Origin of the sequence: Brachybacterium sp. sponge (assembly GCF_001613775.1) — a bacterium.
GTDB classification, from domain to species: Bacteria; Actinomycetota; Actinomycetes; order Actinomycetales; family Dermabacteraceae; genus Brachybacterium; species Brachybacterium conglomeratum.
Genome location: NZ_LRMP01000001.1, coordinates 677,156 through 696,229, shown reverse-complemented (window position 1 = coordinate 696,229; position 19,074 = coordinate 677,156). Strand labels below are relative to the sequence as shown.

At 71.2% G+C, this 19,074-nt stretch carries 15 protein-coding genes, 1 tRNA gene and 1 pseudogene; 4 read left to right on the top strand and 13 right to left on the bottom strand.

Annotated elements, in window-relative coordinates:
- Position 1: 1 nt before the first annotated feature.
- Entirely contained in the window at positions 2–1,750 is a 1,749-nt protein-coding gene (locus tag A4A78_RS03080) for an HNH endonuclease signature motif containing protein (protein WP_062946941.1), read from the bottom strand.
- A gap of 651 nt (positions 1,751–2,401) precedes the next feature.
- Here A4A78_RS03080 and A4A78_RS03075 point away from each other — a divergent pair.
- The 3 genes from A4A78_RS03075 (at position 2,402) to A4A78_RS03065 (ending at position 6,259) form a co-directional block, all read left to right on the top strand.
- Complete coding sequence (locus A4A78_RS03075) at positions 2,402–2,953, top strand: NYN domain-containing protein (RefSeq protein ID WP_062946940.1); 552 nt, start codon at positions 2,402–2,404, stop codon at positions 2,951–2,953.
- Positions 2,954–3,017: 64 nt separating this feature from the next.
- Positions 3,018–4,394: an NAD-dependent succinate-semialdehyde dehydrogenase gene (locus tag A4A78_RS03070; protein ID WP_062946939.1), complete on the top strand. Its 1,377-nt coding sequence runs from the start codon at positions 3,018–3,020 to the stop codon at positions 4,392–4,394.
- A 95-nt stretch (positions 4,395–4,489) separates the two neighbouring features.
- Positions 4,490–6,259, top strand: a complete 1,770-nt coding sequence (locus A4A78_RS03065) for a TIGR03767 family metallophosphoesterase (RefSeq protein ID WP_062946938.1) — start codon at positions 4,490–4,492, stop codon at positions 6,257–6,259.
- Between the two features lie 98 nt (positions 6,260–6,357).
- On the opposite strand, the gene A4A78_RS03060 is transcribed toward A4A78_RS03065, so the two are convergent.
- From A4A78_RS03060 to rpsF, 8 genes are all read right to left on the bottom strand, one after another.
- Positions 6,358–6,441, bottom strand: a tRNA-Leu gene (locus A4A78_RS03060).
- Positions 6,442–6,572: 131 nt separating this feature from the next.
- On the bottom strand, positions 6,573–8,003 hold the full coding sequence (locus A4A78_RS03055; RefSeq protein WP_062946937.1) for an amino acid permease: 1,431 nt from the start codon (positions 8,001–8,003) through the stop codon (positions 6,573–6,575).
- A 42-nt stretch (positions 8,004–8,045) separates the two neighbouring features.
- Positions 8,046–8,285: a hypothetical protein gene (locus A4A78_RS03050; RefSeq protein ID WP_062946936.1), complete on the bottom strand. Its 240-nt coding sequence runs from the start codon at positions 8,283–8,285 to the stop codon at positions 8,046–8,048.
- A gap of 100 nt (positions 8,286–8,385) precedes the next feature.
- A complete protein-coding gene (locus A4A78_RS03045; RefSeq protein WP_062946935.1) occupies positions 8,386–8,670 on the bottom strand; it encodes a hypothetical protein in 285 nt (94 codons plus the stop codon).
- Positions 8,671–8,841: 171 nt separating this feature from the next.
- Entirely contained in the window at positions 8,842–9,312 is a 471-nt protein-coding gene (gene rplI, locus A4A78_RS03040; protein WP_062946934.1) for a 50S ribosomal protein L9, read from the bottom strand.
- Between the two features lie 17 nt (positions 9,313–9,329).
- Positions 9,330–9,566, bottom strand: coding sequence for a 30S ribosomal protein S18 (rpsR, locus tag A4A78_RS03035; RefSeq protein WP_010533203.1), 237 nt, complete (start codon positions 9,564–9,566; stop codon positions 9,330–9,332).
- A 99-nt stretch (positions 9,567–9,665) separates the two neighbouring features.
- Positions 9,666–10,226: a single-stranded DNA-binding protein gene (locus tag A4A78_RS03030; RefSeq protein ID WP_062946933.1), complete on the bottom strand. Its 561-nt coding sequence runs from the start codon at positions 10,224–10,226 to the stop codon at positions 9,666–9,668.
- Between the two features lie 56 nt (positions 10,227–10,282).
- A complete protein-coding gene (gene rpsF, locus A4A78_RS03025; RefSeq protein ID WP_010552048.1) occupies positions 10,283–10,573 on the bottom strand; it encodes a 30S ribosomal protein S6 in 291 nt (96 codons plus the stop codon).
- Positions 10,574–10,819: 246 nt separating this feature from the next.
- Between rpsF and A4A78_RS03020 the strand changes: the two are divergent.
- A pseudogene (locus A4A78_RS03020) lies at positions 10,820–12,146 on the top strand (APC family permease).
- Positions 12,147–12,149: 3 nt separating this feature from the next.
- Here the strand turns inward: A4A78_RS03020 and A4A78_RS03015 are convergent.
- From A4A78_RS03015 to A4A78_RS03000, 4 genes are all read right to left on the bottom strand, one after another.
- Positions 12,150–14,366 (bottom strand): catalase, encoded by a 2,217-nt coding sequence (locus A4A78_RS03015; RefSeq protein WP_062946932.1) that lies wholly within the window; start codon positions 14,364–14,366, stop codon positions 12,150–12,152.
- A 180-nt stretch (positions 14,367–14,546) separates the two neighbouring features.
- On the bottom strand, positions 14,547–14,759 hold the full coding sequence (locus tag A4A78_RS03010) for a hypothetical protein (RefSeq protein WP_062946931.1): 213 nt from the start codon (positions 14,757–14,759) through the stop codon (positions 14,547–14,549).
- A 2-nt stretch (positions 14,760–14,761) separates the two neighbouring features.
- Entirely contained in the window at positions 14,762–17,383 is a 2,622-nt protein-coding gene (locus A4A78_RS03005) for a transglycosylase domain-containing protein (protein WP_062946930.1), read from the bottom strand.
- Between the two features lie 171 nt (positions 17,384–17,554).
- The gene (locus tag A4A78_RS03000) at positions 17,555–19,033 is read right to left on the bottom strand and encodes a CCA tRNA nucleotidyltransferase (RefSeq protein ID WP_062946929.1); all 1,479 of its coding nucleotides are present in this window, start codon (positions 19,031–19,033) and stop codon (positions 17,555–17,557) included.
- Positions 19,034–19,074: the final 41 nt, after the last annotated feature.

The window sequence follows — 19,074 nt, the reverse complement described above, 5'->3', positions numbered from 1 at the left end:
GCTAGAAAGGCGGGTCGCCGAGCGCGGCGATCGCGTCGGGGTCCGGGGCCCGGAGTCGGCTGCGCAGGTGGGGGTGGGGGTGGGCGATGGCCATCGCCTCGCGACGCTGCTCGTCGACCCGTTCTCGTCGTGGCCTGGCCCGCTCGGCGGCGGCGAGCCGCTCTGCGTCGGCGTGGAGTCGCTGGTGGATCCGCCAGGCGGCTTCGAGTGCCTCGGCGGTGACCGGGGTGACGAGGTCGGTGTGTTCGACGGTGCGGGCACGGATTCCGCCGTCGATCTCCCAGTCGGTGGCGACCGGTCCGGGTGAGCCGCCGAGCTCGCGGCTGGGGTCGGGAACGCGGGTGGGGTCGAGGAGCCCGGCGGTCTTGAGCTGGTGGTGGCGCCAGCAGAGCCGGTGCAGGTTCGCGAGCGAGGTCGGGCCGCCCTCGTCGGGGTTGTCGTGGTCGTATTCGAGGATGTGGTCGTCCTCCGCGGCGAGCCGGGTGGGCCTCCCACATCCAGGCACGGCGCAGACGGGGTGGCGCATCCGCAGCTGGAGCCTCATCTGTGCGGTCGGCGCATAGGTCTCGGCGACCGCATCGCAGGGCGCCCCGATGATCCGGTCGGTGAGGATCCGCAGCCAGGTCGACTCCCCGGCGGCGAGATCGCGGGCGAGCTCGGCGGGGATCGGGGTGAGCCCGTCGAGCATCGCGGGGGTGTTCTCCAGCCCCATGAGCGTCGTGACCGGCACGGTGACGAGGATCTTGTAGGGGCTGCAGGTCTCCTGGACCGGGTCGATGTCCAGCACGGAGTGGGTGAGGATCGCGTAGCGCAGCGTCGCGAGGGAGAGGGCGCGGCCCCGCTCGGCGAGGTCGCCGTCGATGTCGAAGGGCAGCGGCCCCTCCTCGCCGTCGCGCAGGGCGGCGCGCTGGGCCTTCTGCACGGTCCGCGCCGCGACGTCGAGCCGATGCGCGAGCCCCTGGATCTCGAGGATCGGTCCGGTGACGTAGAGCGAGGCGGTGCCGGCCCTCGTGTCGACGTCGAGCAGCTCGACGGAGCGGGATGCCCGCGGCGGCTCGGGGACCGTGCCCGCGGTCGCGAGCCGCACGGCGAGGCGGACCTGCGCCTCGAAGGTGGCCTTGGAGACCGCGGGGATCTCCACCCCGGCGAGGTGGCGGTCCACGGCCTCCTTCTGCTCGTCGTCCAGCCTCCGCACCTGTCGCAGCAGGTAGCGGTGGAAGTCCTCGGGCATGTCGCCGCGCGCGAGGTGGACGAAGGTCGCCGGCATGAGATCCACGGAGGTGCGCGCGTCCAGCACCATTGACCAGGCGCGGGCGGCGGAGGTGCGCAGGCCCACGGCGACCTTCACGCCGGTCATATCCGCGTTCTCGGGGATGCCGCCGGCCTCGGGATCCTCGCGGAAGAACACCGCGAGCTGCCGCAGCTGGTGGGCGTAGAGGCGGGCCCTGGTCTGCATCGTGCGGTGCAGAGCGAGCACCCGCGACGCCTCGATCGTGCCGGGCTCCACCTCGGCGAGCAGCTGCTCCTGGTCCAACGGCCGACGGGCCCGCACTCGCCAGCGTGGGGCGGTGGGCTCCGTCGCGTCGTCGGTCACGGCGGGTGTCTCGGATGTGGCGATGCTGCCCTGGGAGGCTTCGTCGGCGGTCGCCGGGTCAGCAACGCTGCCGGCGCCGGTTCCCGTGCCGGCGTCGGACTCGGACTCGCACGCGGACTCGAGCGGGGCCTCCGGCCCCTCGTCGAACTCCCCCATCACGCCCTCCTTCCCCGATCCGTGGACGGGACGGCCTCGGTGCCGTCCGCTGTCGAGACAGAGAATCTCTTTCAAGATTCCCGACACCTCATACAATACCGCCGAAACGGACATTTCAGAAGGGCTCAGGCGCAATGGGGATGAATTTGTGGATAACCCACCTGTGGGGAGGAGAGGTCGCGGTCGGCGCGTTATGCGACGGTCACTCGGGGGCGGGGGCAGGGCGCTGCGGAGGTGGGAGCGGAGGCAGGGACCAAAGCATCGCGCTGTGGGGGTGGGATCAGGGGCAGGGATGGGAGCAGGGTGTTCCTAGGGCGGGAGGGGGGCGCGAGCAGGGGTGCTGCGGGGACGGGAGCACGTGCCCGACGGGAACGGACGCCGAACGAATCCCGAACGGTGACGAAACCGGAGAGGACAGGTGCAGGACAAGGCAGTCCTCGTGAACACCGAGATCGTCGCCATCCCCGCCCGTCGTGAATTGTCAACACCATCCCCAAGAATGTGGAAAAGCGCGCCTGGGGAGGAGCCGTCGGAATTGATTCTCGGGTCGACGGCGGCGTCAGTGCGGAGCTCATCGGCGCACGCGGCAGGCGCTCGCACGCACCACCCGCACCGGCGACCGCACGCCCGGCACCGAGTAGTGTCATCCCCATGACCGAACGCACCACGTATCTCCTGGTGGACGGCGAGAACATCGACGCCACCCTCGGCGTCTCGGTGCTCGGCCGACGACCCCAGTCCGACGAGCGCCCCCGCTGGAACAAGCTGCTCCAGCACGCCGAGCACGCCTGGCGCCAGCCGGTGCGGGGCCTGTTCTTCCTCGCCGTCGGCGACAGCTTGCCCTCCGGGTTCGTGCAGGCCCTGATCGCGCTGGGGTACAAGGCGATCCCGCTGCGCGGCGAGGGCAAGGTCGTGGACATCGCGATCCAGCGCACCGCCGAGGCGCTGCAGGACCGCCCGGCGGACGTCATGCTGGTCAGCCACGACAAGGACTTCGTTCCGCAGATGACGGACCTCGCGGTGACCCCGGACCGGCGTACGGCGCTGGTCGGCTTCCGCGAGTTCATGGCCACCGACCTGCAGGACATCCCCGGGATCGAGTTCCACGACCTCGAGTACGACGTGCACGCCTTCACGAGCCGTCTGCCGCGCGTGCGGATCATCGACATCGACGAGTTCGACCCGCTGGAGTTCATCCTCTGACAGATCGACGACCGATCGGTCCTCGGACTGTACACACCACGGGGTGGGGCCTGAGGGTGGGGGCATGGCTGGATACACCACGACCAACCCGACCACGGGACGCACCGACAAGCAGTTCCCTGCTCTGGACTCCGCGGGCGTGGAGGACGTGCTCCGACGGACGCACGCCGCCTTCCCAGACTGGCGGGGGACGCCCCCGGAGCGACGCGCCGAGATCCTCGAGCGCGTCGCCGACGCCTACGACTCCCGCTCGGAGGAGCTGGGACGACTGATCGCCACTGAGATGGGCAAGCCCCTGGCGCAGGGGATCGGCGAGGCCGAGCTGGCCGGATCGATCTACCGGTGGTACGCGACGCACGGCCCCGAGCTGCTCCAGGACGAGCTGCTGGACCCGCAGGGAGCACAGGAGTCGCTCGTGCAGACCGAGCCGATCGGCCCGCTGGTCGGCGTGATGCCCTGGAACTATCCGTACTACCAGGTGGCCCGCTTCGTGGCCCCCAACCTGATGACCGGCAACACGATCATCCTCAAGCACGCGGAGATCTGCGCCGGCTCCGCCGAGGTGATGGCCGGGATCCTGCACGACGCCGGGGTCCCCGACGACGCCTACGTCAATGTCTTCGCCGATCACGACCAGATCGCCGAGATGATCGCCGATCCGCGCGTGCGCGGCGTGTCCCTCACCGGCAGCGAGCGAGCAGGGGCCGCCGTCGCCCGGACCGCGGCGGAGCACCTCAAGAAGTCCGTGCTGGAGCTGGGCGGCTCGGACCCGCTGATCGTGCTCGAGGACGCCGACATCGCCCGGGTCGCCCGCGCGGCGGCCACCGCGCGGCTGTCGAACGCGGGCCAGGCCTGCAACTCCCCCAAGCGCATGATCGTCCCGAGCGCACGGCTCGACGAGTTCGTCGCGGCGATCGTCGAGGAGTTCGAGGGCGCGACGCTCGGGGATCCTCTGGACGAGAGCGTCGACGTCGGTCCGCTCTCCTCGCTCGGCGCGCGCGACGGCGTCGTCGAGCAGGTCGCCCGCGCCGTCGAGCAGGGAGCGACTCTGCACACGGGAGGCGACGCGCTGGACCGGGAGGGCGCATTCATGCGGCCCGCCGTGCTCACGGGGGTCACCCCCGACATGGACGCCTACTCCGAAGAGATCTTCGGCCCGGTGGCGGTCATCTACGGTGCGGAGTCCGTCGATCACGCCGTGGAGCTGGCGAACGACGTGTCGTTCGGGCTGAGCGGCTCCGTCTGGAGCGAGGACCTGGCCCGGGCGCAGGAGGTCGCCGACCGCCTGGACGTGGGGATGGCGTACGTCAACGAGCACGGGACGACGCTGCCCGGGCTGCCCTTCGGCGGGGTGAAGCGCTCCGGCTACGGCCGTGAGCTCGGCCGCTGGGGCATGGGCGAGTTCGTCAACGTCCGCCTGCGCCGCACCGCCGTGCGCTGAGCGGTGCCGGGGGACGCACTCCGGGGCGGCGATCGTCGGCAAGTGCTCAGCCCGTCGTCACCCGCTGGTCACTTCCCGGTGCTGGGGTGGAGCGCATGCTCCACGCACCCCGGACCCCCGCCCGCCGACACGATTCCTCGCTCGCCCTCCCTCCCCTCGGCCGACGCGCCCTCCTGGTCGGGGCGGGCCTCGCTCTCGGCGGCACCGCCGCCTCGGCCCTCCCCGACCAGCGCGCCTTCGCAGAGGACGCGGGGCTGGACCCCACCGGCACCACCCTTGAGGCCGTCGCGGTGCCCGAGGCCGGGGAGAACGACTCCTACCGTCGTCTCACCGCCGGCCCCGGCTACGCCTTCGAGGTGCGCGAGGACGCGCTGGACCGCGCCCCGCAGGCCTCCCGCGCCGACACCCGCGTGCCGCTGGCGGCCTTCGTCCAGTTCACCGACCTGCACGTGCTCGACGCCCAGTCCCCTATGCGCTTCGAGTTCCTCCACGACATCACCGGCTCGGCGTTCCGCCCGCAGGAGTCGCTGACCACCCAGGGCGCCGTCTCCCTCATCGAGCGGGTCAACGAGCTGCGCCGCGGCCCCCACACCGGGCGCGACCTCGACTGCGTGGTCACCACCGGCGACAACACCGACAACCACGAGCACGTGGAGCTCGACTGGTTCCTCGCCCTCATGAACGGCGGGGAGATCACCGCGAACACCGGGGCCGACGGGACCTGGGAGGGCGTGCAGACGGGCGGCTCGACCCACTACTGGCATCCCGGCGGCGAGGTCGAGGACCGCTACGCCGAAGCCGGTTTCCCGCAGCTGCCCGAGCTGCTCGCGGGCGCCATGACCACCCACACGAGCCCCGGCCTGGACATCCCCTGGTTCAGCGTCTTCGGCAACCACGACGACTCGATCAGCGGAACCCTCCCCACGGACTGGGACGTCCTGCGGGAGATGTACACCGGCTCGTGGAAGTTCACCGGCTTCGCCTCGGAGACCGCGAACCGGCAGCTCGAGGCGCAGGTGCGCACCGCGGAGGCCGGCGGCACCGGCGAGGCGCAGCGCCAGGCGCTCTCCAGCTCCTTCGACCCCGAGCGCCGGTACGAGGTCACGCCCGACGAGCGCCGCGAGCCCTTCACCCCCGAGGAGTACATCCGCGCCCATCTGGGCCAGACACCGCGCGTCGGCACCCCCGGGCACGGTCTCACCGAGGAGAACGCGGTGGAGTCGACCGGCTACTACACTTTCGAGATCGCGCCGGGGGTGGTCGGCATCGCGCTGGACTCCACCAACCGCGCCGGCTTCACGCAGGGCTCCCTGGGCCACGCCCAGTACCGCTGGCTCGAGGAGACCCTCGAGGAGGGCTCCAGCCGCTACTACGACGGGATCGGGCGCCTGCAGCGCACGCAGTCCGAGGACACGTACTTCGTGGTCTTCAGCCACCACAGCCCGGACACGATGAACAACCTGCTGCTCGAGCCGGGCAACGGGGAACTGCGCCATGCCGGCTGGGACGTGGAGAACCTGCTGGGCCGCTTCCCGAACGTGCTCGCCTGGGTCAACGGCCACACGCACACCAACACGATCGCGCTGCACGGCGACGACGTCGCCGAGCGCCGCTACTGGAAGATCACCACCGCCTCGCACGTCGACTTCCCGCAGCAGGCGCGGGTGCTCGAGGTGGTCGACAACCGCGACGGGACGCTCTCGCTGCTCAGCACCCTGATCGAGGCGAAGGCCCCGTACCAGGGCGAGTGCCTGGCGAGCCTGTACCGGGAGCTGTCCTTCAACGACCTCCACGCCGAGCGGGCCCAGGAGGGCGAGGGGAAGGACCGCAACGTCGAGCTGCTGCTGGCGGCGCCCGGGCACTGAGAGCGGGCCGGCCCGGTCCTGCGGGACCGGGCGCTCCGCCCGCCGCCCTGAGACGAAGAATCCCCTCTGACCTGCTGGTCAGAGGGGATGTCTCGCGGTGCGCAAGGGGGGACTTGAACCCCCACGCTGTTGCCAGCACACGGACCTGAACCGTGCGCGTCTACCAATTCCGCCACTTGCGCGTATCTCCGGCACCGGGTCTCGTGGCGCCGAGGCCGAAGGTTCCCTTAGGTTACCCCCGCCGAACCCTGAGCCCAAGCCGACATCCTGCACAGTAACGAACGCCACTCCGAGCCGGTTCAGCGCTCGACGCTCAGCGCATCGACTCGGCCTCCTCGAAGGCGGAGTCGATGTCGGCCGGATCGATGCGGCGTCGGCCCACCACCACGTAGAGGACGGTCGCGACGATCACCGCGGGGATGCCGACCATCGCGGCGACCTGCATGCTGGGCCGCACGAACACGGTCGCGAAGACGGCGGCGAGGCCCACCAGGCCGACGCCCGCGGTGACCACGCCGCCCGGCATGCGGAAGGTGCCGCCCCGCTCGCCGCGTCGGCGGAAGGCGATGTAGGTCGCGAGGATCAGCGCCCACACCATGATCACCGAGAACACCACGAGGCTCATCATGTAGCCGAACACCCCGCCCACGCCGCTGAAGGCCAGCAGCGCCGCGCCGATCAGGCCGATCGAGCTCAGGGCGATGCCGACGGCGGGGACGCGGCGGGCCGTGACGTGCGCGGAGAAGCGCGGCGCGAGCCCGTCGGAGGCGAGGGAGTGCAGGATCCGGCTGCCGGCGTAGAGGTTCGCGTTCGCGGCCGACAGCGCCGCGATCAGCACCAGCAGGTTCGTGATGTGCGCGGCGCCGGGGATGCCGATCCGGTCGAAGACCATCACGAAGGGCGAGGTGGCGACGTCCTCGCCGGTGCCGGCGGCCTGCTGCCACGGCACCAGGCACACCACGATCCCGATGCACAGCACGTAGAAGAAGGCCAGGCGCACGATCGTGGTGCGGGCGGCGGTGCGGATCGAGCGGGCGGGATCCTTCGCCTCCGCGGCGGTGATCGAGAGCAGCTCGATGCCGCCGAAGGAGAACATCACCACCGACAGGGCGACCCACACCGCGGACCAGCCCATCGGGGCGAAGCCCCCGTCGGCCGTGAGCTCGACGAAGCCGGGCGCCTCCTGGCCGGGCATCCCGAAGAGCACCAGGACGGCGCCGATCAGGATGAACACGAACACCGCGATCACCTTGATCGAGGACAGGAAGAACTCGATCACGCCGAAGGAGCCGACGCTGGAGAGGTTGATCGCGATGATCAGCGCCGCGAACAGCAGCATCCCGGCCCAGATCGGCACCGCGGGCACCCAGTAGGCGAGATAGGCGGCGCAGGCGACCAGCTCCGCGCCGGTCACGCAGACGGTGACGATCCAGTACAGCCAGCGGCTGAGATAGCCCCAGAACGGGGAGAGGTAGCGGGCGGCGAGGGTGCCGAAGCCGCCGCGCACGGGGTGGCGGGAGGCCATCTCGCCCATCGCCAGCGCGATCGTCGCGGCGATCATGGCGCCGAGCGCGAAGGAGATGATCACGGCGGGGCCGGCGATGCCGATCGCCTCGCCGGAGCCGAGGAACAGGCCGGTGCCGAGCGCGGAGCCCATGGCGATCATCGCCATCTGGCCGTGGCCGAGCGAGCGGGCGAGCCGCCCGTCGGCGCGCTCGTCGGAGGAGGAGGTCTGGGTGGTCACCCGTCGAGGGTAGCCCCGACCTGCGGCCGGGTCCGGGACCTGTCAGCCCTCGGTGTCGAGGTCGTCGCGCACGGAGGCGCTCAGCCCGACGAGCAGCAGCACGCCGGCCGGGACGAGGACGAGCAGGCCGATGTCGGCGATCTCCGGGACGAGGGTGAGGCCGTAGCCGGCCGAGAGCAGGAGCACGGCGAGGGCGACGAGCCACATCGCGGAGGGTCCGCGGGGGCGAGGAGCACGGGGACGGCGGGTCGGAGAGCGGGTGGGCTTCTGGAAGGTCGTCATGTCCTGACTCTTCCGGATCCCGTCTCCCGGCACATCCTGCGATGGGAGGAGGCGTCGTCGGGGATGGTCGACCCCGGGGCCGACGATGGTCGCAGTCCGCTCAGGCGACGCCGCGGCTGCGGTCGATCGCGTCCTTGGCCTCCTTGAGGCCCGCGCCGGTGTGCTCGCGATACATCTTGATCGCCTCGATGACCTTGCCCTCCGCGACGAGCCGACGGCACTCCTCCGGAACGCGCGGAGCGCCCGACTCCTCACGGAGCCGCTCGAGCTCCGCCTCGCCGACGCCGGCCCGCTCGGCGAGGAGCCCGACGAGACCCTCGAGCCGTGCGTTCTGGGTCTGGAGGTGCTCGATCTGGATCTGCTGCTGCCTGGCGCGTCCGAACATGGCGACAACCTATCCGGCAGGCGGCCCGAGGAGCCTTCGACGAAGGTCTCGGGAACGCAGCAGCGCCCCGCACCGTGGGGTGCGGGGCGCTGCGGGGGGATCGCGCGGAATGTCGATCAGGCGCTGCCTGCTTGCCTGATCTCCTACCGCTCGTACCTCGCAGTACGTCGATCAGGCCTGGGCGGCACCCTTGGCGGCGACGACCTGGACGACGAGGTTCGCGAAGATCTCGTCGTGCAGGCGCACGGTCGCCTTGTGCTCGCCGAGCGAGCGGATCGGGGTGGCGAACTCGACGGTGCGACGGTCGATGTCCTTGTCGAACATCGCCTTGACGCCCTCGGCGACCTCCTTGGAGGAGACCGCACCGAACAGACGGCCGTTCTGGCCGGCGCGCTCGGCGATGACGACGGGCTTCGACTCGAGCGTCGCCTTCAGGGCCTGCGCCTCCTCGATGTTCGCGATGGCGCGCTTGCCGCGGGCCGCACGGATCTGGTCGAGCTGACGCTGACCGCCCTTGGTCCACGGGGTCGCGAGACCGCGGGGCAGGAGGAAGTTACGGGCGTAGCCGTCCTTGACCTCGACGACATCGCCGGCGGCACCGAGGCCGGTGACCTCGTTGGTGAGGATGAGCTTGCTGGTCATGTGCTTCCCTTCCTCGCTCAGCGACCGGAGGTCGAGTACGGCAGCAGGGCGATCTCGCGGGCGTTCTTCACGGCCTTCGCGATCTTGCGCTGCTCCTGGACGGAGACGCCGGTGACCCGACGGGCGCGGATCTTTCCGCGGTCGGAGATGAACTTGCGCAGCAGCGCGGCGTCCTTGTAGTCGACGGTCTCGAGACCGGCGGCCTTCAGCGGGTTCTGCTTCTTCTTCGGCTTGCGAAGAACAGGCTTGGCCATCGTGGTGCTCCTTCTTTCTGAGGGGAGCCCGGGCATGCACCCGGGATGGGGTTGTTCTGAGGGGTTCTCTGCGCGGGGTGCCGGGATCCGGCGCGCCGATCAGAAGGGCGGGTCGTCGTACCCGCCCTGGTTGCCTCCGCCGGCCCACGGGTCGGCGTTGGGAGCGCCCTGGGGCGCGCTGTAGCCGCCCTGACCGCCCTGGTTGCCGTATCCGCCCTGGCCGCCGAAGCCGCCCTGGCCACCGCCCTGCGGGGCTCCGCCGCCGAAACCGCCTCGGCCGCCGCCACCGCCGCCGCGCTGGACCTTGGTGGCCTTCGCGGTCGCGTAGCGGAGGGAGGGGCCGATCTCGTCGACGTCCAGCTCGATGCTGGTGCGGTTATTGCCCTCGCGGTCGGTGAAGGAGCGCTGCTTGAGGCGACCCTGTGCGACCACACGGGAGCCCTTCTCGAGCGACTCGGCCACGTTCTCCGCGGCGTCGCGCCAGATGGAGCAGCGGAGGAACAGCGCCTCGCCGTCCTTCCACTCGTTCGACTGGCGGTCGAAGGTGCGGGGGGTGGACGCGATGGTGAACGACGCGACCGCGACGCCGGACTGCGTGAAGCGCAGCTCGGGGTCCGCGGTGAGGTTGCCGATCACCGTGATGACGGTGTCATTCGCCATGGGTGCTCCTCTGCTCCGGGGGTGTGGTGGATCGTGCGGGGGTCAGAGACGGCAGGTCACTCGGCGTCGAGACGCATGAGCTTGGTGCGCATGACGGACTCGTTGAGCCCGAGCTGACGGTCCAGCTCCTGCGCGGTCGACGACTTCGCGGTGAACTGCAGGACGATGTAGATGCCCTCGGACTTCTTGTCGATCTCGTAGGCGAACTTCCGCTTGCCCCAGACGTCGACGTTGTCGATGGTGCCGCCCTCGGTCGGGACGACCTGGACGAGCTTCTCGAAGGTTCCGGTGACGGTCCGCTCATCGACGGACGGGTCGAGGATCACGACCATTTCGTACTTGCGCATGTTCTGGTACCCACCTCCTGTGGTCTCTGCGGCCACGGTCTCTCCGTGGCAGGAGGGTTCATGCCGCCCGTGCGGGCATCGGCGATGCACGTCACGGACCGCAACATCCTACCCGTGCGCTGGAGCATCGGCCAGGGAGTGCCCGCCGGTGCGCGGCGCATCACAGGGCGTGCCCGAGCGGAGCCGGGCGGCGCGGCACGACCGATCGGTCCGTCCGCACCACCGCGCCCGCCCTACCGTGGGTGGATGACCAGCACCGATGAGCGCCCCACGCTGCGCCGCACCGTCACCACCACCGGGCTCTTCCTGTTCATCCTCGGGGACGTGCTCGGGGCGGGGGTGTACGTGCTGGCCGGGGAGATCGCGGGCATCGCCGGCGGCGCCCTGTGGGTGCCGCTCGTGGTGGCGCTGCTGCTGGCCCTGCTGACCGCCGGCTCCTACGCCGAGCTCGCGACCAAGTACCCCCGTGCGGGAGGCTCCTCCCATTACGCCACGCGCGTTCGGCCCCTTCGCGGGGTTCCTCGTCGGGTTCTGCATGCTCTCGGCCGGCATCGTGTCCGTCGGCGCGCTCGCGCTGGGCTTCGCCGGTGACTATCTCGGTGCCTTCGTCAGCCTGCCCGCCGTGCTCGTGGTGGTCGTGTTCCTCGCCCTGCTCGCGGCGCTGAACACCCGCGGCATCTCCGAGTCGCTGGGTGCGAACCGCGTGGCCACCCTGATCGAGGTGGGCGGCCTGCTGCTGGTGATCGTGCTGGGCGCGATCGTGATCGGCCGGGGCGAGGGCGACCTGGGCCGGCTCACGGAGCTCGGGACCCCCGAGAACGGACCTTTCGCGGCGGTGCTGGCCGGCAGCGTCCTCGCGTTCTACTCCTACGTCGGCTTCGAGACCAGCGTGAACATCGCCGAGGAGACGAAGGACCCCTCGCGCTCCTACCCCCGCGCCCTTTTCGGTGCGCTGATCGTCACCGGTGTGGTCTATGCGCTGATCGGGGTGGTCGCCTCCGCCGTCGTGCCCACCGAGGAGCTCGCGGGCTCCTCCGCACCGCTGGCCCTCGTGGTCGAGGCGGCGGGCATCGTGCCTCCGGTCGTGTTCAGCGCGATCGCGCTGATCGCGGTGGCGAACGGGGCGCTGCTGACGGGCATCATGAGCTCCCGCCTCGCCTACGGCATGGCGTCCGACGGACTGCTGCCGCGGGTGCTCGCACGGGTCCTGCCCGGGCGCCGCACCCCGTGGGTCGCGATCCTCGTGACCACGGCGCTGTCGATCCTCCTCGCCCTCACCGGGACCATCGACGTGCTCGCGGGCACCATGGTGCTGCTCCTGCTGGTGGTCTTCCTCTCCGTGAACGCGGCCGTGCTGGTGCTGCGCCGCGACCGGCCGGAGCACCGCCACTTCCGCGTCCCGACCGTGCTCCCGGTCGCGGGCCTGGTCTCGTGCCTGCTGCTGATGACGCAGGTCGAGTGGGCGGTGTGGCGACTGGGGCTCCCGTTCCTCGTCGTGGCGGCGCTGCTCGCGGCCCTCGCCGCATGGCGGCGGCGCCGGGCCGGTGAGCTCACCGGCGCCGACGCCGCCTGAGGCTCAGGCGCCCGCGGGGAACCGCTCCCAGACGCGATGGCTCCCGAGCAGGGCGATGATCTCGCCGAGCACGCTCTCGCCGTCCTCGCCGGCGACGAGCCCTGCGCCGCCGGGGGCGGTGCGCGCCTCGAGCGCCTCGCGGCCGGGGCCCCAGGCGCCGATCGCCTTCGCGTGGCGCCAGCACTCGTCGATCAGCTTGCCCACCCGCGGCTCGACCTCGCCGTCCCCGGGCGCGCCGGCCTTCGAGTCCACCGACGGGCGGGAGTCCGGGGCCAGGAGCGGGTTGCCGGCGAGCAGCAGGGCGTCCACCTCGACGGAGGCGGCGGTGCCGAGCGTGCGAGCCACCGGCACTCCGGCGACCTCGCCGCCGCGCGGCGCGATGACCAGCGGGGTCATCGAGGCGGCGACGATCGCCTCGTGCAGATCCAGCAGGCCCGCGTTGTCCGCCTCGGGGTCGACGACGATGCCGATCTTCCTGCCGTCGACGGGCCAGCTGCCGCCGAGCTGGGACAGCGGTGCGCTGGTGGCCGGCCCCTCCTCGGACCCGTCTGCCGGGACCGTCGGCTCCGGGGCGGGCAGGCCGAGGGCCGAAGCGACCCGCGCGCAGAGCTCGCCGTCGATGTTCGCCAGGCTCTGCAGCTGGCGCTCCTTGATCGTGTTCTCGTAGCACTTGCCGAGCTCGAAGGAGTACGCGTCGACGATGTGGTCCTTCTCGACCGGCGTCATGCTGCGCCAGAAGAGGCGGGCCTGGCTGAAGTGGTCCTCGAAGGTGGCCGAGAGCTCCCGCTCCTTCACCCCCTCGGGCACCCGGACCGGCAGATCCTCGAAGGCGTCGTCCATCTCGCCCGCCATGAACGGGCAGCCGCCGTCCAGGGAGTTCGGCTGATAGGGCGCGACACCGGCGTGGTCGCCCTGCTGACCGTAGCCGTCCCGGAGCATGTCGTTGACCGGGGCGTGCGCACGGTTGATCGGCAGCTGCGCGAAGTTCGGCCCGCCGAGCCGGGTGAGCTGGGTGTCGACGTAGGAGAACAGCCGCACCTGCAGCAGCGGATCATCGGTGACGTCGATGCCCGGCACCAGATGGCCGGGGTTGAAGGCGACCTGCTCGGTCTCGGCGAAGTAGTTGCTGGGGTTGCGGTCCAGGGTGAGCCGGCCGATGGGCTGCACCGGCGCCAGCTCCTCGGGCACGAACTTCGTGGGGTCCAGCAGGTCGATGCCCTCGAAGCTCTGCTCCTCGTTGTCGGGGAACACCTGGATCCCGAGCTCCCAGCCGGGGTGGGCGCCGGACTCGATCGCATCGGCGAGGTCGCGGCGGTGGAAGTCCGGGTCGTTGCCGCCCAGGAGCTGCGCCTCCTCCCAGGTCAGCGAGTGCACGCCGAGCTGAGGCTTCCAATGGAACTTCACCAGCGAGGTCTCCCCGTCGGCGTTCGCGAGCCGGAAGGTGTGGATCCCGAAGCCCTCCATCATCCGGTAGGACCGCGGGATGCCGCGATCGCCCATGAACCACAGGGTGTGGTGCTGAGCCTCGGTGTGCAGGGAGACGAAGTCCCAGAAGGTGTCGTGCGCGCTCTGGGCCTGGGGGATCTCCCGATCGGGATGGGGCTTGGCGGCGTGGACGACGTCGGGGAACTTGATGCCGTCCTGGATGAAGAACACCGGGATGTTGTTGGCGACCAGGTCGAAGGTGCCCTCGTCGGTGTAGAACTTCGTGGCGAAGCCGCGCGTGTCCCGGGCGGTGTCCATCGAGCCGCGCGAGCCGACGACGGTGGAGAAGCGGGTGAACACCTCGGTGCGCTTCCCCTTGGCAAGGAATCCGGCGCGGCACACGGGTTCCGCGGTGCCGTACCCCTCGAAGACCCCATGGGCGGCGGCGCCGCGAGCATGGACTACCCGTTCGGGGATCCGCTCGTGGTCGAAGTGGGTGATCTTCTCGCGCAGGTGGTGGTCCTGCAGCAGCACGGGGCCGCGTCTTCCCGCCTTCAGCGAGTGGTCGGTGTCGCGCAGCCGCGCTCCCTGCGAGGTGGTCAGAAAGGCACCCTGCTGGGCGTTCGTGCTGTGCTCCGGTCCCGGCTCGGCACCGGTGGGCGTGCGCGGCTGCGCACCCTGCTGATCGGGCTTCGGCGGGAGGGGCCCGTCCGGTGTGGTCGGCTCCTCGAGCTGGGGCGGACGGCTGCCGGGCCGGCCGGGAGCGGGGGTGGGGGTCTTCTTTGGAGGGGTCATGACGTGTCTCCTCGGGGGCTCGCGCGGGTCATCGCTGACGCAGGTCACGGTAGGCGTGTACGCGGCGGACCGACAGTCGCCCGGGCGTTCGTGCAGGGCAGTGCGCAGAACGATCGGTCCGTGCGGCCGGGCCGATCGGTCCGAGGAGATCAGCAGGCGCCTGCCCGGCCGACCTCGCGATCAGCCCTTCGACCGGTTCCCGCGCATGGCGCGCTTGGCGCGGGCGAACCAGCCTCCGGTGGAGATCGCGTTCGGGACGCCGCCGCCGGCCATGAAGCCGGCGGTCTGCCCCATCAGGCGGGTGTGGCAGCTCTCGCACAGTCGGCGTCCCGTGATCGAGCGGTGCACCCTCCCGCGGATCCGGTTGCGGCACTGCTCGCAGCGGGCGGCCACGGTCAGTCCCCTTCTCGGCTGCCGCCGCGGCCCTCGCGGCCGCCGCCGAGCCCCTGGCCCTCGCCGGGCAGCAGGTCCTCGACCTCGGGGAGGCCAGCCTCGGCCTCCTCGTCGCCACCCTGCTCGTCGGCCGGCGGCTCCTCGGTGGGCTGGTCCGCAGGGGGCTCCTCGTCCGCGGGCGGCTCCTCCGACGGGGGCTGCTCGGTGGGCTCGGGCTCCTCCGTCGTCGGCTCCTCCGTGGTCGGCTCCTCGGTGGTGGGCTCCTCCGTGGTCGGCTCCTCGGTGGTGGGCTCCTCCGTCGTCGGCTCCTCGCTGGGCTCCTCCTGCGTCGGCTCCGGGGCCTGGGTCGGCTCGGGCTCCTGCGTGGGCGGCGGGACGTAGCTGCGCTCCTGCGTCTCGTTGTCCAGCTGCACCTCCTCGGGGAACTCGAGGTACTCCTCGCCCTCCAGGGAGGTCGACATGATGTCGCCCCAGATCTGGGTGGGGAAGGTGCCGCCGGTGATGTTGTCCTCGCCGCCGAAGGGGGTCAGGGTCTCCTCGGAGGTGCCGTCGGCCGAGGGCTGGAACATGCCCACGGCGGTGACCAGCTGCGGGGTGAAGCCCACGAACCAGGCCGAGCGGAAGCTCTCCGAGGTGCCGGTCTTGCCGGCGACCGGGCGGCCGTCCATGACGTTCTGCAGGTCGCGGGCGGAGCCCTGGGTGGGCGGGCCCTGCAGGGCGACGGTCGCGTTGATCGCGACCTCCTCGTCCATGCCCTGGGTGTCGGTGGTCTCGTGCTCGTAGCGCGAGGAGCCGTCGGGCCGGGACACGGACTGCACGACGTAGCTGTCGCGGTGCACGCCGCCGGAGGCGATCGAGCCGTACACCTCGGCCATCTCCGCGACCGTCGGGGAGGCGGAGCCGAGCACGTTCGAGGACTCCGCGTTCAGGCCCGGGGTGTCCTCCGGCAGGCCCAGGGAGATCGCGGTCTCCTGGGTGCGCTCGGGGCCGATCTCGAGGTTCGCCTCCGCGTAGGCGGTGTTGATCGAGTTGGTGGTCGCCTTCTCGAGGGTCACCCGCCCGTAGTCGACGTCGTTGAAGTTCTTCACCGTCCAGCCGCCGCGGAAGGTCTTCGGCGAGTTGCCGTCCCAGCGGGAGTCCAGCGGGTAGCCGTCCTCGAGCGCGGCGATGAGGGTGAAGGTCTTGAAGATCGAGCCGGCCTGCATCCGGGACTGGGTCGCGTCGTTCTGCGCCTGGGTGACGTAGTCGGCGCCGCCGTACATGCCGCGGATCGCACCGGTGGAGGGGTCCATCGTCACGGTGCCCACGCGGTTGTTCTCGGGCCGGTCCTCGGGCAGGTTCTCGACGGCCTGCACGGTGTTCTCCTGGATCGCGGGGTCGATCGTGGAGACGATGGTGAAGCCGCCGGTGTTGATCTCGTCCTCGGTGAAGCCCTCGGCGATCAGCTCGTTGCGCACCTGCGACAGGAGATAGCCGTTGGTGCCGCCGAGGGAGTTCTCGGAGTTCGGCTCGATCGTCTCGGGGAACTCGAGGGCGTCCGCCTCGGCGGGGGTCATCTGCTCCTCGGCGACCTGACGGGTGATTACCCGGTCCCACAGCTGCGTGGACTTCTCCGGATCGTTCGCCGGATCGTAGGTCGAGGGGCTCGGGATCACGGCGACCAGCAGCGCGGCCTCCGCGTCGGTGAGCTCGGAGGCGTCCTTGCCGAAGTAGGCCTGGGAGGCCTCCTGCACGCCGTACGCGCCGCGGCCGAAGTAGATGGTGTTGAGGTAGCGGGAGAGGATCTCGTCCTTGGAGAGCTCCTGGTCCGCCTTCAGCGCCATGATCGCCTCCTTCGCCTTGCCGACGTAGGAGGTCTCGGTGCCGGTGTAGTACCGCTCCACGTACTGCATGGTGATGGTGGAGCCGCCCTGGCGGGCCCCGCCCTGGAGGTTGTTGACGAAGGCGCGGACGATGCCGCGCGGGGAGACGCCGCGGTTCTCGTAGAAGCTCGAGTCCTCGCTCGCGACGACGGCCTGCTTGACGTTGTCGGGGACCTCGTCTGCCGGGAGCTCGGTGCGATTGATCTCGCTGAACTTGCCCATCTCGGTCTCGCCGTCGGCGAAGTAGACGCGAGAGGTCTGGGCGAGCGCGAAGTCGGAGGGCTCGGGCACCTCGGTGTCGTTGTACAGCCACACCGCGAAGCCGAGGCCGGCCAGCACGAACAGCGCCATGGCGCCGACGATCATGCGCAGCGAGGGAATCCAGCGCCAGGGGTTCTTCCTCCCGGCGCGGGGGTAGTTCAGGAAGTTCGTCGCCGCGACCTTCTTGCCGCGGCCCTTCCCCGCGCCCTTCGGGGCGGCGCCGGCGTGGCGGGCGCTCACGGAGGTGCGGGAGGTGGGGCGCTTCGCGGAGCTCGCGGAGGCGGCCGACGTGGCGCCGGCGGCGCCGGCCTTCGCGCCGGAGGTCCCCTTCGACGACGAGGTGCGGCTGGTGCCCTTGGCGCTGCCGGTGCTCTTCGAGGAGCCGCTGCGGCTGCTGCCCTTGGCGGCGCCGCCCTTCGCGGACTTCCCGGAGGGCGTGCGGCGCACACCCGCGGCGCGACGGTTGCCGCCGCCGTTCGACGGGCGTCGGGACTCGCTCATGGCTGCTCCTGGTCCTTCGGGGGCACGGACGGATGAGGGCGCGGCAGCGTCCAGCTCCCCAGTATGGGCACGACCCGGTCCCGACGGAACGATCCGGCGGCGAAACACACAGGGTGTGCACGAGCCGTGCGGCCTCGCTCACACCGCCCCGCACCCGGGGGCGGGAGGGCCCTACCCCTCGGTCCGGGCCTCCCACCAGGCACGCAGCTCCTGCTCGGCGCGCTCGGCGCCGAGCGGGCCGTGCTCCATCCGCAGCTCGAGCAGATGCTTGTACGCCTCGCCCACCTCGCGGCCGGGCGGCAGGTCGAGGATCTCCATGATCCGGTTGCCGTCGAGGTCGGGACGGATCCGCCCGATCTCCTCCTGCTCGGCGAGATGGTCGATGCGGGCCTCGAGCTCGTCGTAGGCGCGGGCGAGGGTGCGGGCCTTGCGCCGGTTGCGCGTGGTGACGTCGGCGCGCGTGAGGCGGTGGAGGTGCTGCAGCAGGTCGCCGGCGTCGGTGACGTAGCGGCGCACCGCCGAGTCGGTCCACGGCGAGTCGACGTAGCCGTGGAAGCGCAGATGCAGCTCCACCAGGCGCGCCACCTTCTTGGTGGTGTCCTTGTCGAAGGTCAGGGCCTTCATCCGCTTCGCGGTCATCTTCGCGCCGACGGTCTCGTGGAAGCGGAAGGTCACCGCGCCCCCCTCCTCGAAGCGGCGCGTGGCGGGCTTGCCCACGTCGTGCATCAGCGCGGCAAGGCGCAGCACCAGGTCGGGGCCCTCGCAGGGCCCTCCCGAGCCGGCCGGGCTCTCGAGGTCGATGGCCTGGTCGAGCACGGTGAGGGTGTGCTCGTAGACGTCCTTGTGGTGGTGGTGCTCGTCGATCTCGAGCTGCAGGGCCGGCAGCTCGGGCAGCACGTGCGCGGCCAGGCCCAGCTCGGTCATCAGCTCGAGGCCGCCGCGGGGATGGGCGCCGAGCATGAGCTTGACCAGCTCCTCCCGCACCCGCTCGGCGGAGACGATCGTGATCCGCTCCGCGAGCTGCTCGATCGCGTCGGCCGTGGCGTCCTCGATCCGGAAGCCGAGCTGGGCGACGAAGCGGACCGCACGCATCATCCGCAGCGGGTCGTCGTCGAAGGACTGCACGGGCGCGACCGGGGTGCGCAGCAGGGTACGGGCGAGGTCGGCGAGCCCGTCGAAGGGGTCGACCAGCTCGAGGGAGGGCAGGCGCACCGCCATCGCGTTGACGGTGAAGTCGCGGCGGGAGAGATCGCCCTCGAGGGTGTCGCCGTACTCGACCTGCGGCTTGCGGGAGGCCGGGTCGTAGGACTCGGTGCGATAGGTCGTGATCTCGACCTTCACCCCGTCACGCACCCCGCCGAGGGTGCCGAAGTCGCGCCCCATGTCCCAGATCGCCCCGTCCCGCGTCCAGGAGCGGAGGATCGCCTCGGTCTGCTCGGGCCGGGCGGAGGTGGTGAAGTCGAGGTCGGCGCTCGAGCGGCCCAGCACCGCGTCCCGCACCGGCCCACCCACCAGGGCGAGCTCGTGGCCGGCGGCCTCGAACAGCCTCCCCAGCTCGTGGACCTCCTCGGGCAGGGCCCGGAACATCGAGGCGGCACGGGTGCGGGCGGTCGCGAGGCGCTCGGCGGTCTCGTCGGCAGGTTCGGTCACGGGCGGTCCTGTCCAGGGGAGGAGGGGATGGAGATGTCGTG

Bases quoted from the DNA above. Each gene is read 5' to 3' on its own strand.
- A4A78_RS03075 (WP_062946940.1), top strand. From the start codon at position 2,402: ATGACCGAACGCACCACGTATCTCCTGGTGGACGGCGAGAACATCGAC.
- A4A78_RS03045 (WP_062946935.1), bottom strand. From the start codon at position 8,670: ATGTTCGGACGCGCCAGGCAGCAGCAGATCCAGATCGAGCACCTCCAG.
- rplI (WP_062946934.1), bottom strand. From the start codon at position 9,312: ATGACCAGCAAGCTCATCCTCACCAACGAGGTCACCGGCCTCGGTGCC.
- A4A78_RS03065 (WP_062946938.1), top strand. From the start codon at position 4,490: ATGCTCCACGCACCCCGGACCCCCGCCCGCCGACACGATTCCTCGCTC.
- rpsF (WP_010552048.1), bottom strand. From the start codon at position 10,573: ATGCGCAAGTACGAAATGGTCGTGATCCTCGACCCGTCCGTCGATGAG.
- A4A78_RS03005 (WP_062946930.1), bottom strand. From the start codon at position 17,383: ATGAGCGAGTCCCGACGCCCGTCGAACGGCGGCGGCAACCGTCGCGCC.
- A4A78_RS03070 (WP_062946939.1), top strand. From the start codon at position 3,018: ATGGCTGGATACACCACGACCAACCCGACCACGGGACGCACCGACAAG.
- A4A78_RS03030 (WP_062946933.1), bottom strand. From the start codon at position 10,226: ATGGCGAATGACACCGTCATCACGGTGATCGGCAACCTCACCGCGGAC.
- rpsR (WP_010533203.1), bottom strand. From the start codon at position 9,566: ATGGCCAAGCCTGTTCTTCGCAAGCCGAAGAAGAAGCAGAACCCGCTG.
- A4A78_RS03015 (WP_062946932.1), bottom strand. From the start codon at position 14,366: ATGACCCCTCCAAAGAAGACCCCCACCCCCGCTCCCGGCCGGCCCGGC.
- A4A78_RS03050 (WP_062946936.1), bottom strand. From the start codon at position 8,285: ATGACGACCTTCCAGAAGCCCACCCGCTCTCCGACCCGCCGTCCCCGT.
- A4A78_RS03080 (WP_062946941.1), bottom strand. From the start codon at position 1,750: ATGGGGGAGTTCGACGAGGGGCCGGAGGCCCCGCTCGAGTCCGCGTGC.